We start from the raw sequence: 11,270 nt of genomic DNA, 5'->3' as shown, positions 1-11,270 counted from the left end.
TCGATTATTAATTTCTCAAATTCTGGATTTTGGGTATTTTCTTTTTTTCCGCTACAAGAACAGAATAAAATTAAAATCAGAATGATAGATGTTATTACTGTTCTCATTTCTCAAATGCACTACAACGGTCTCGGCTATGAGTAGTTGCGTGGTTTAGCACTTAACTTCGCAAGTACACACCAAACTGAAAATCCGCGAGGATTTTCAGAAGTAGGCGAGAACAAGCAATTACTTATAGCCATTGTTGTGGCTAGTGTTTTATTCTCCGTTTGGTATATTATATTCTTTACAATATTTTTCAATTTCCGTGTCGTTTTCAAAATAGTCATCACAAAATTCGTCAAGCTCTTTTTCAGTCGATTTGTAATAACGTTCCTGTGCTGTCATTAATCTGTCGGTTTGTTCAATAAATTGCTCAAATTCTTTATTTATTTTACAAAGTTTGTCTATTGTCTTAAAATCAAGGTCTCTGTAAGTTGCTGGGAACAAAATTTTACTTTGATATGGATTTGCATTCAGTTCAATTATTCCAATTCCGAAAGATTGATTTAGTCTTTCCATTTCGTCCGATAAGCTGTCGCTAAATTCAAAAGCGACTAAATAGCCATAATTCGCCCAACTTGAATTTGAAACTGCTTGGAAATAGGCTTTTTTCAATTCAGAGTCCGAGTTAATTTCTTTTTTTATTTCGTAAGAGCTCAATTTAAAAGTGTCAACTCTATTGATGGACTTTAAAAAGTTTTGGCTGACTTTAGTTTGTAAATTCAAGAATTTAACGCCAACCATATCTGGGTGTGTCCAAATTTGGTTGTTGTCTTTTCCAAATTTTGATTGCTCGTGAAAAATAGTTTTTGAATAGATTTTTGTGTTTTTTAAGTAACTACTCAAAAGTTTATGTAAATCTCTTTCGTTGTATGTTTTTGCTTTAACCTTTGGAAGTTTTACAGAAGTTGTTTCGGTCGAGCCTGACAAGATTTCAATTTCGATATCTTGTTCGTTTTTGGTCAAATAATACGCATATGAACCACCTTCTTGTTTTATTCTTTTAACACGAGAATCTCCATTTCTTATAAAGTCTCCTAAAAGTGCAGAAATTGTCGCAGGTGGTGTTTTAGCCAAACCAAAGTCATAATAACCATTTTTAACAATGTGGTCGTGAACTTCCATATAGTTTGTCAGTCCGTTTATGTCATCAAGACTTTTTAAAATAGCTTCTTTTATTGTCATATTATTTTTTTGTACAGTTTGTTTTTCACATTAGCCACAACGGTCTCGTATAAATTTCAGTTGCGGAAAATCGGTACGATTTTCCGATAGAAACTGAAAGATAGAAAATAGCAATGAATTTCCGTAGGAAATTCAGCCGCAATTGAATTTATACATTGTTGGCTGTAGTGTTTTTTCAATCCCATATGTTTGGTCTATCAATTTTCATTGCTCTTAAATACGACAAAAATTGTCCTGCGTGAACTGATTCGTGATATCCAATCCGCAATAAGTATTTTCCAAGTATTTTCTTTTCTCCGTTCCCTGGATGAATGATTTCAATTTCGTTTAATTCCGTATCCGAAAATTGCCGTACACTTTCTATTAATGTTTTTCTATAAGGTTCGGCAAATTCAAGTTCATCAATAACGTTAATAAATGGTCGGTTTTCCCAAGGTGTTTTATAATTTGTCATATCTCCTTGATTAATAATAAGATTCCATCCATAATCAGCTTCCAAAACGTGTCTTATCATTTCTGACGCACTCATAGCTTTTTCGTCAGGTTTCCAATTATAATATTTCTCAGGTAGTCCCTTCCAAAGTTTTATACTTCTTCTCCTTATTTCTGTAAAATTTAAAATTATAAGTTCAGATTGGGTCATTTTCTTTGTTTTCGGGAATGTCGTTTTACATTACAGCCAACGGTCTCGGCTATGAGTAGTTGCGTGGGTTAGCACATAACTTTGCAAGTACACACCAAACTGAAAATCCGCGAGGATTTTCAGAGGTAGGCGAGAACAAGCAATTACTTATAGCCATTGTTGGCGGTAGTTATTTTAATTCTTTTATCCGTTTTTGTATTTCTGTAGTATCTAAATGTTGATTTATTTCGATAACTTTTTCATAGAATGGCAACGGAAGTTTTTTGATACTTTCTTTCTTGTGTTCATTCGTTTCAATACTCCATTTGTCATACTTATCATTCCCGTACTTAACAAGCAAGTCAATAATTCTCACCATTTCTTTTTCATATCTTCTTTCAATTATCTTATCAACTAAATTATTAAATTCAGAATCGCTCGTTTTGATAGTACTTTTTGATTCGTATCTTGTTAGTGTTTCGTCTATTTCAATTGTCTCTTCTTGAGGAAAATTAAAATTAATATTTGTAGCTGCCCAAAATCCATATTGTTCATTAAAAATTATACTTGAGTCAGACCATTTACCATAGAATTGCGCTGTATTTTTTATTGTTACACCTTTTAGTCCGTCTTCCGTTCCGTGAACAATTACTTCCTTTAAACTTGGGAAATGACCTTTTATTAGCTTTTCTTCTGAGTAGCTTTTAAAAGATTCATTGTAAATTTCTTTAAACTTGTCAAAAAATGAAATGACCTTTTCGATTAAAGGGTTTAAAAAATTGTCAATTGAAACTCGTCTTTGTAAAGTCCCATTTATTTCTATTGGTTCTGAATCGAATAATATATAATCGTCTCCACTTATTCCATACGCAGAATGGAAAAAAGTATTTCTGATTTGTTCATAATGTACATTTTCAAAAAATTCAATTATTTCGTTATAGTTACAATCACTCAACTTTTCTTTAATTGCTCTAATCTTTTCTCCTGTACCTAAAAGTCTATCCTGTTTTTTTGTTTTCCAAAAAAGATATGAAGAACCACCGAAGCCCAAAGAATTTAAGCATAAACTTCCAATAATATTATAGAAATCACTATTCTCAAAGAATGTAGAATAAAGTAATAAACCAATTCTCAATTTTTCTTTGTCTTTCTTTTCGTGATAGAGTGTTTTATAGAATTCTAAGGCACTAAACCATTCTTTCAGGTTAGAGGATTCTTCTGGACTTGCAATGTGCTTATAATTTAATAAAGTCAGCAAGAATTGAAACTCATTATTATACTGAGCATTATTAAATAAATCTTCTATTTGGTTTAATGTTTTCGTCATTTTTTTTAATTATCGCCAACGGTTTGCATATGGATTGTGGCGGTTTCGAAGCACTTTCCTGTCCCCCGAAACCAAAGCTGGCTACGGAGCTAAAACCTTGCTGGCAGCCGTTCACCCGCCATAAGCTATATGCTTTGTTGTGCCACGTATTTTTTTATTCTTTTATTCTTGTCGGATAAGTCCGTTTAATTTCATTCTGTTGGTCGTCAGTCAATTCTTTGAATGTTTGGTTATATTTTGTCATTGCCAATTCATTTCTAAGTTCGTTATAGACTGACCCAATTTGGTCTTGAATCTTTAAGTAAAAGTCGTAGGAAGTTCCTTTGTCAGCTCGAAAGTTGATTACGTGATTTGAGCCATTTGCCTTAATAAACTCAGTTAAGGTAGTTTTTAGTTCTTCTTGACTTATCTCGTTTTGATTCAGAATAATTTGGTCTTCTTCTGTCAATGTCACCAATATTGTTTCAATGGACGCATTGTCTTCGTTGTCATTTGTTTTTAATTGTCTTTGTAGCCCAACGTCTGAATTGGCTGTGTATACAATTGTCAATAGCGCAACTGCTCTATAATATTGCTTGTCAAAGTCCGAAGGTGTCAAGACGCTTGTTATTGCTTTTGCGATACTTGAAGGTGAAACTTCGTTTTGAGCTGCGTTTTGTATCGCAAGCGTCATTTGGCTGTATTTAGAATTAGCAATAGTTGTAGAGTCAAGCCGTTTGAGCTGTTCTAAGCAGTTAGCTGAATAAAATTCGTTGGGTGTCAATTTGTAAATGTTATCAAATCTGTCATAATCCAAAGTCGCAGGGATGTCGTTGACTTCTGCTATTTCTTTGTAGAAATCAAAATATGATTGTCCTGCGGAAGATTTAAGTGAATTGCTACTAATTAAATACTTTTCGAGCTCGTCAAGTTCTTGGTTAATATTGACTTGCTGTTCCTTATAACTCTTAACCAAACAGTCAAGAAGAATTGATTCTATTTCAGTGTCTTTTGTTTGTCCACAAGAACTGAAAGAAAGAATTAAAGTCAATATCAGAGCAATCTGTCGCATTGTTGTTTTATATGTGGCACAACGGTTTTGTATATGGCTCGTAGCGTGCAAATTATGAAATTATTTTCGGATTGAGCACAAGCCAGATTTTTAAATTTTACTATTTATCTTATTTATTGGAAATCGTCAAATTTAAAAATTTGGCGACTTTTCAAATATGCCTTAACTTTGAATTAAGCAACTAATTAGCTATGAGCCATATACGTTGTTGTGCATAGTGCTTTTCAAATTCAGCTTGGTTTTCCGATGTTTGTTATTTAGTTCTAATGTGTGCGTTGGCGAGACATACTCTTTTGCAATTTTTGGTGTAGTGTTGGATGATGCGAATTGCAAATGTGTATGGCTTTTTAGTGTTGGCTTGAAACAAACAAATTTCCATTAATCCATTACAAACTTAAATCCTGCTGTAACAATATTAGAACTAAAAGATGTATCTCTATCGTACTGATAAAATTTTAAGTCAATACTTTTTAGACCTAGTTTCCAAATATGTGCCTTTGCGAAAATATCTGTGTACGACACTCCAAAACCAATTTGGTTAGCAGAATATTCGGAAAGGTCATAATCAGAAGTATAAAAGTCATCGGTAGATAAAGTACTTTCATAAGGTCTAAAATAATCGGCTGCTGTTTGATTATAAAATCTGTAAGATGGATACAAAGTAAACTTATCAGTAATTTTAATTGGCACTTCAATACTTGCAGTATGTGAAGATATTCCCCAATCATCAAAATAATAGCGATAGAATGTTCTTACTGTAAATGTTTCATTTAAATACCAATTTAAACGACCACCAACAGCTACTTTAAATCTTGAATCTGGTAAACGCTCAACTGCATCTGCAAGTTGAAAATTATCTATGAATGAATCTGCAACATCGCTAAAATAAACTCTTTGAAATGGTGTAGATAATAATCCATCTTGTTTTACAAAATCTAGTGCTAAAGAACCTTGCACATTTTTATGAAGAATTTGAGAGAAGCCAAATCCTAAAGAATAAGAATTACGACCTTCATCTTTAAATTCACTAAATCTAGGATTGTAATTTGTGTTTCCTGTAATTGTATTTTGAGTAAACAAATTATCATTTAAACCATTGCCATTTTCTCCGAATGGTCTTAATTCGGTTGGGTAAATGGCGTTCCAAGTATCAATATAAACATTTGCATTTACACTTAATTCTGTATTCTTTTCATTAAATAATTTTGTGTAACTACCACCAACACCAGCTGAAAAATAATCGTATTCTGATGAAATAGATATTTTTGCAGACCAAATATCATTTCTATCGTCAGAACTATGACTATAACTTCCTGTTAAATTTGCCCAAAGGTCGCTACTTGATGCGCCAGAAGATGCTTGAAATGGGTCTGCTGGCCCATCATCAAAAGGTCCAACGTTACTTGAAGATGCTGATGTGTAAGCAGAAACTCCAGCGTCAATGGTTAGAACATCATCATCATTTAAAGGTATTGAAACTACAAAGGTTCCTGTAACATCTGTTAATTCTTCAGTGCCTATTCCGCCACTTACCGCAGCATTATCTCCATCTTGCGAGAGTAACTTGTTAGAAAATCTACTTCTGTAGTTTCTAATACACGTTTTTTATAAACTTTTGTCGAGTCTTGTTCTGTTTGCGAATAAGATTTAACAAAAGCAAATACGCATAATATCAAAATAAATTTTTTCAACTTTCTTGTTTTATTAGTTACAGCCACAGCCTCCTCCAGTTTTCCCTCCATTTGCTCCTACAGCAGCTTCACGATATGAATGCATCGTGGAAACATTTCGGTCAGCTTTCTTGTCTGCCAATGCCATATCTGGGTCATTTATATTTACTTTTTCGTATTCTTTAACTACAACGCAACTACTAAGACAAGTAGTAATTAATGTAGCACATATAAATTTTTTAATCATAACTTATCTATTTCTATATTCTTTGATTTCGTGATATTTCCTTTATCATCAATGATAATACATTCTATTTTTGGTAATTGATTAATGCGGTCTAAACCAGCTTCTTTTCCCATAACAAATACTGAAGTTGCAAGTGCATCTGCCAATTCTGCTTTTGGTGCAAATACGGTTACACTTATAATTCCGGTAGAAGGATATCCAGTTCTTGGGTCAATAATATGTGTGTATCGTTTGCCATTAAAATTTACATATTTTTCATAATTTCCAGAAGTAACTACAGCTCCATTTGTAATTGGTAATAATGCAAAGACTTTATTTTTATCCATTGGATTTGTGATGGCTACTTTCCATTCATTACCATTAGGTTGTTTTCCCCAAGTATTCATATCTCCAGAAGCATTAATAATTCCAGAAGGTACACCTTTTGAAATAAGTAGATTTTTTGCCATATCAGCTGCATATCCTTTTCCAATAGCACCAAAACCTATTTTCATTCCTTCTAATTTAAGAAAGATTGTACTATTCATTTTATCTAAAACTATGTTTTGATAGCCAACTTTTTCTACTGAAGCTGTTATTTCCTCTTTTGAAGGCATTTTGGCCATACTGCCATCAAACTTCCAAATTCTGTCCATTGAAGCATAGCTAATGTCAAAAGCACCATCAGTCAATTTTGAAATGCCTATTGCTCTTTCAATTAAATCAAACAATTCTTTGTCAACTTTCACAGGTTTAATTCCTGCATTGCGATTAATTTCGGATGTTTGAGAAGTATTATCCCAAGATGAAATTAAATTTTCAATTCTTGATATTTCTGCAACAGCAGTATCGATATATATGTTTGCTTTTATAGAATCGTTTGCAACAACAGTAATGTCAAATCGACTACCCATTAATTTGAGTGTTCTCTTATATGGTTGTTGTGCTGTACAACCCATTATTGAGAATAAAAATAATAAAGTGATTATATGTTTCAAATTACTTTGTAAAAGCGTTTAATTCTTTAATATAATTTTCTGGTGTAGTCTTTTTATAACTACTTTCTCCTAACACTTGGCCATTAGAGTCAAGTACTACAACAAAAGGAAAAAAACCTTGTTTATTGTATTTTTCTGCAAGTAATGCATTCGCTTTTGTTTGTTTTTCTGACAATATGTTTTTCTTTCTTCTAGGAAAATCTGCCTTTAGCATAACATAATTATCTTTTGCATACTTTTTAAAAGTTTCTGTGCTCCAAATTTCTCTGTCAAGTTTAATACAAGGTGCACACCAATCTGAACCTTGAAATACTAATATTATGGGTTTACTTTCTTTTGATGCAATTTCTTTTGCAACGTTAATATCTGTTTGCCATTCTTGAGCAATTATTGTATTTATACTTACAATCATTACAATTAATGCCGCAATAACTTTTTTCATTTTATTATTATTTATTATTGATAAATGAGATTGTCAACAACTAGACAATACCTATTTAACGAATATATTGTTTTTTTGTTATGAACAACTCATTTTTTTTTCAGTTTAATATTAGCATCAATTTGAGCGTTGGCAAATAAACTGCTCTTTTGTTTTTTCAGAGTTGGCTTATGTGTTGAAAAAAAAACAAATGTGCTGTTTGTGGGTTGGCTTTTTTTGTTCAAATGTTAAATTTTAGCACGATTTTCGCATTATGCACAACGGTTTAGGCTATGAGTAGTTGCGTGGTTTAGCGGTTAACTTTGCAAGTACACACCAAGTTGGAAATTCCGCAGGAATTTCCAAAGTAGGCGAGAACAAGCAATTACTTATAGCCATTGTTGTGCTTTCGTTATTTTTCAATTTCTCTGTCGATAAAATCAATTAATTTTTTTAGAATCAATTCAAGATTTTGATGCTGTTGAGCAATCAGACTGTTATTCAATATTGCCAATTTAAGTCCATTGTTAAAAACCTCATTTTTGTAAAGCCATTGAGAGTCCGAAATCATTTTTTCTCGCTTTAAATTTGGTATATCAGAAATAGACAATCTTTCTGGGAATCCATAATACGGTTTGCTATTGTCAAACAAATCAAGTCCAGAAGTGTTATTTATTTGAATGTCATATAAGTAATGTTCAAATTCTCTTCGCATATGATTTTCGTTTATTGAAATATCCGCATAAATTTTGTCAAGTTCCAAGAGTTGGTTTTTAATACTATCATTTGAAATTAAACTCAATCTTCCTGAACTAATTAGTTCCTTGAAAGTATTGTTGTTAGGTACAAAAGTATTCCAAAGAAACACAGTTTCGTAGTTATCAATATAGGTCTTTGCATTTTCAATACTTTTAGGCTCGTCCGTATTCAATAAATAGGATGATGCCTTGGATTTGCCAAGTCTAAATTCTGCAAATTTTCTATTGTTATTAAACTCTTTGTTTAAGTCGCTCTTTATATTTTTTAGATAATTTATTTCAATTGCTCGTTCCTTTCTGTTTTCGTTCCAGTTATTAATTGATAGCGCAATCAAAATTCCAATCACAACAAGCACTATTTCGCCAATGGCATATTTCAAATACTTTCCAGTTTTATTTTTTTCCATAAGGTCGTATCGTATTTTTCTAAAGAATTTTATCATTAGTTAGTGGTTTGTCATAATGAAGCACAACGGTCTCGGCTATGAGTAGTTGCGTGGTTTAGCACTTAACTTAGCAAGTACACACCAAACTGAAAATCCGAGAGGATTTTCAGAAGTAGGCGAGAACAAGCAATTACTTATAGCCATTGTTGTGCTTTCGTTATTTTGTCTTTAATTTTTTCAGTTTAAATATTCATCAATAGATACCTTTAGTTTTATGCCTTTTTGTAATGCCTCTTCATAAAATTCTTGCTGAATTTTTATTTGATATAATCTAGCAAAATTTAAAGTTGCCATTTTATCATCATCCATTATGGCACTAGTATCTAAAGGTATTGCTTCTCTTTTGTCGTTTTTGTAATATTCTTCTAGCAAAGGATGTTTATTGCTCCCTTTTCTGTGATATTTACTATAGTTATTGAAATAATAAGGTTCTATCTCTTTTTTTATGAAAGTGTTAGTTATTTCTTCACGTTCTTTAATTCTATTCAATAAGTTGTAATATGCAGTTATATCCATTTGTAAGGCTTTTGGTAAAACAGTAAACTCGCCTGTCATATTTAGTTTGTCGTATGCGGTGGTATTGGCATAGAAGTTTTGTTCAAATAAGGACGTAGTGATAAAACTTGTTGTCAATGAGTCAAAAGGTATTATCTGTTGAAACTGGTCGGATAGTGTCTGGTTTTTTATAATATAGGTTTCTATGACTTCGTTTAATGCATCTAGCTGAATAAGGTCGTCTGAGATGTTTTGGCTTAGTTGATTAAGTTGTGTGTCTGCCGACTTTCTTATCTTCGATTGTTCATTCCAATTATTAATCTGAAGCGCAATCAAAATTCCGATAACGACAAGTACAATTTCGCCAATTGCATACAAAAAGTACTTGCTGAATTTATTTTCAGTCAGCATTTTTTGTCTAATTTTTCTAAAGAATTTTATCACGCTATTTTATTTAGATATGCTTGTTTCTTCTATTATTTTATCTAAAGTGTTATTGAGATTTTCCAAGGTAATCATATAATTTGTAAGGCTCCAAGCGTGATTATCAAGATTGTTTTCAAATTCAATATCACTAAACATTTGTTCCGTTTTTGGATTCAACTTTGATTTTTCCTTCCACTTTAAAAAACCATAGCTGTCAATGTTTTTTAAAGATGCATTTTTTGTTAAATAGGGCATAAACATATTTTGTAGAAAATCATCTAATGTATCCCAATCTTCTCGTTTTTCACTCATAAGACTTGACCATTGAAAAAGTTTTAACCTTAGAGAATCAGACCTAATCAGTTTTAATTTCCCAGATGATAATAGGTCGGACAAAACATTTTGTGAAGGTGAATAATCATAATAACTGATACTCCTTTCAATTAAACTATCTGTATTATGTGAACTCAAAACTTCATTTTTTTCGCCGACCAAGTTTATTAATAATTTCGTGCTGGTCAAGTAGTCTTGATAATCGCTGAGTACATTTTCAACATCTTTTTTGTTTTTCCGAAACTCGAAATTTAGGCTTTTTAGAATGGCTTGTTCTTCCTCTTTGTTTAGGTGTTTGTTATTATAATTATTGATTCCAAGAGCTATTAAAATTCCTATAACTACAAGAATAATTTCTCCGATTGCGTAAATTAAATATTTACTGAATTTATTTTCAGAGAGTAATTTTTGGCGGATTTTTCTAAAGAATTTTATCATTGGTTAGCTGTTTGTCATAATGAAGCACAACGGTCTCGTATAACCGTCAGTTACGGGTTTTAAGTTACTATTTTTCGGTTAAGCACTGACCTTTGCAATTCCGAGTGGATTCGGACGTAGTCGAATCCGCCGTAATTGCGGTTATACATTGTTGTACACAGTTTTTACATATCATACCAAAACTTTGTTTCCGCTATCAAAATTTTTTCTTCAAGTTTTTTCATTTCTCGTTTTTTCAATTTGAAATCAGGTTTGAAAAAAGGGTTTTCAGAAGTCAGAAGATAAAATAAATACCTTGAAATAGAGTTAGTAGAAATAGCGTCTGAACATCCAATATTCATCAATTTCATTTCACTACTTAAAAGTTTATCCATTTCGGTCATTGCGAAATCTTTGGTATTTTCTTTTTCCAATTTTGCTATTAAAGCAATAATGTGCATTGAAGCATTTTTTTTCTTTTCCAATTCTGTTATTTGTTCTTCTATCAAATTTGATTTCAAATACTCAACTTTTTCAGTCCAACTTTCACAAAGTCTATAAACAATAAACTCATTTTTTAATGAGTCTCTTTCTTTTCGGATAGTATGTCCGCTATTGGCTGTTAATTCCGTCAGTTCGCTAATAACAGAATCAGTCTTTGATTGTGAAAACGCACAAAGTGAAATAAGAATTATGCTATATGTAATTAAGTTCTTCAAAATTGTGTACAACGTGTTCGTGTAAGGTTTGTTGCGATTATTAGCAATAAAGTTAGTAAAAAAGGATCAACAATTTATAGTCAATAATGTTTCAGATGGAAAATGCTTTAGCAATAAACTTTACACGGTGTTAG

The 11,270-nt window shown here is 31.9% G+C and carries 11 protein-coding genes and 1 pseudogene; all 12 read right to left on the bottom strand.

All coding sequences use genetic code 11. From position 1 onward, the window contains the following. Positions 1–258: 258 nt before the first annotated feature. The 12 genes and pseudogenes from ACFFGA_RS15035 to ACFFGA_RS14980 all read right to left on the bottom strand — a co-directional run bounded on the left by ACFFGA_RS15035 (position 259) and on the right by ACFFGA_RS14980 (position 11,136). Positions 259–1,227 (bottom strand): hypothetical protein, encoded by a 969-nt coding sequence (locus ACFFGA_RS15035; protein ID WP_386065262.1) that lies wholly within the window; start codon positions 1,225–1,227, stop codon positions 259–261. Between the two features lie 175 nt (positions 1,228–1,402). Continuing rightward, positions 1,403–1,870: a DinB family protein gene (locus ACFFGA_RS15030; RefSeq protein WP_386065260.1), complete on the bottom strand. Its 468-nt coding sequence runs from the start codon at positions 1,868–1,870 to the stop codon at positions 1,403–1,405. Positions 1,871–2,039: 169 nt separating this feature from the next. Next, the gene (locus ACFFGA_RS15025; RefSeq protein WP_386065258.1) at positions 2,040–3,176 is read right to left on the bottom strand and encodes a hypothetical protein; all 1,137 of its coding nucleotides are present in this window, start codon (positions 3,174–3,176) and stop codon (positions 2,040–2,042) included. 154 nt (positions 3,177–3,330) lie between these two features. Further along, positions 3,331–4,227 (bottom strand): ExbD/TolR family protein, encoded by an 897-nt coding sequence (locus ACFFGA_RS15020; protein WP_386065256.1) that lies wholly within the window; start codon positions 4,225–4,227, stop codon positions 3,331–3,333. A gap of 378 nt (positions 4,228–4,605) precedes the next feature. Beyond that, positions 4,606–5,969, bottom strand: a pseudogene (locus ACFFGA_RS15015) (DUF3570 domain-containing protein). Further along, positions 5,932–6,144 (bottom strand): DUF4266 domain-containing protein, encoded by a 213-nt coding sequence (locus tag ACFFGA_RS15010; RefSeq protein WP_129760252.1) that lies wholly within the window; start codon positions 6,142–6,144, stop codon positions 5,932–5,934. Before ACFFGA_RS15010 ends, ACFFGA_RS15015 begins: the two are co-directional and overlap by 38 nt. Next, positions 6,141–7,082 (bottom strand): FAD:protein FMN transferase, encoded by a 942-nt coding sequence (locus tag ACFFGA_RS15005; protein ID WP_129760401.1) that lies wholly within the window; start codon positions 7,080–7,082, stop codon positions 6,141–6,143. Before ACFFGA_RS15005 ends, ACFFGA_RS15010 begins: the two co-directional genes overlap by 4 nt. 40 nt (positions 7,083–7,122) lie before the next feature. Continuing rightward, on the bottom strand, positions 7,123–7,563 hold the full coding sequence (locus tag ACFFGA_RS15000) for a thioredoxin family protein (RefSeq protein ID WP_129760253.1): 441 nt from the start codon (positions 7,561–7,563) through the stop codon (positions 7,123–7,125). Between the two features lie 391 nt (positions 7,564–7,954). Further along, on the bottom strand, positions 7,955–8,743 hold the full coding sequence (locus ACFFGA_RS14995; RefSeq protein WP_386065253.1) for a DUF6090 family protein: 789 nt from the start codon (positions 8,741–8,743) through the stop codon (positions 7,955–7,957). A 180-nt stretch (positions 8,744–8,923) separates the two neighbouring features. Next, positions 8,924–9,652 (bottom strand): DUF6090 family protein, encoded by a 729-nt coding sequence (locus ACFFGA_RS14990; protein WP_386065251.1) that lies wholly within the window; start codon positions 9,650–9,652, stop codon positions 8,924–8,926. Between the two features lie 39 nt (positions 9,653–9,691). Beyond that, on the bottom strand, positions 9,692–10,438 hold the full coding sequence (locus ACFFGA_RS14985; protein WP_386065249.1) for a DUF6090 family protein: 747 nt from the start codon (positions 10,436–10,438) through the stop codon (positions 9,692–9,694). A 164-nt stretch (positions 10,439–10,602) separates the two neighbouring features. Then, the gene (locus ACFFGA_RS14980; protein ID WP_386065247.1) at positions 10,603–11,136 is read right to left on the bottom strand and encodes a hypothetical protein; all 534 of its coding nucleotides are present in this window, start codon (positions 11,134–11,136) and stop codon (positions 10,603–10,605) included. Positions 11,137–11,270: the final 134 nt, after the last annotated feature.

Origin of the sequence: Winogradskyella pulchriflava (assembly GCF_042434315.1) — a bacterium.
Lineage (GTDB): Bacteria > Bacteroidota > Bacteroidia > Flavobacteriales > Flavobacteriaceae > Winogradskyella > Winogradskyella pulchriflava.
The sequence above is the reverse complement of the archived record's forward strand: the minus strand, read 5'-3'. Positions and strand labels throughout refer to the sequence as shown.

Coding starts and splice junctions, on each gene's coding strand:
- ACFFGA_RS15025 (WP_386065258.1), bottom strand. CDS start 3,176: ATGACGAAAACATTAAACCAAATAGAAGATTTATTTAATAATGCTCAG.
- ACFFGA_RS15030 (WP_386065260.1), bottom strand. CDS start 1,870: ATGACCCAATCTGAACTTATAATTTTAAATTTTACAGAAATAAGGAGA.
- ACFFGA_RS15035 (WP_386065262.1), bottom strand. CDS start 1,227: ATGACAATAAAAGAAGCTATTTTAAAAAGTCTTGATGACATAAACGGA.
- ACFFGA_RS14995 (WP_386065253.1), bottom strand. CDS start 8,743: ATGATAAAATTCTTTAGAAAAATACGATACGACCTTATGGAAAAAAAT.
- ACFFGA_RS15020 (WP_386065256.1), bottom strand. CDS start 4,227: ATGCGACAGATTGCTCTGATATTGACTTTAATTCTTTCTTTCAGTTCT.
- ACFFGA_RS14985 (WP_386065249.1), bottom strand. CDS start 10,438: ATGATAAAATTCTTTAGAAAAATCCGCCAAAAATTACTCTCTGAAAAT.
- ACFFGA_RS15005 (WP_129760401.1), bottom strand. CDS start 7,082: ATGGGTTGTACAGCACAACAACCATATAAGAGAACACTCAAATTAATG.
- ACFFGA_RS15000 (WP_129760253.1), bottom strand. CDS start 7,563: ATGAAAAAAGTTATTGCGGCATTAATTGTAATGATTGTAAGTATAAAT.
- ACFFGA_RS15010 (WP_129760252.1), bottom strand. CDS start 6,144: ATGATTAAAAAATTTATATGTGCTACATTAATTACTACTTGTCTTAGT.
- ACFFGA_RS14990 (WP_386065251.1), bottom strand. CDS start 9,652: ATGCTGACTGAAAATAAATTCAGCAAGTACTTTTTGTATGCAATTGGC.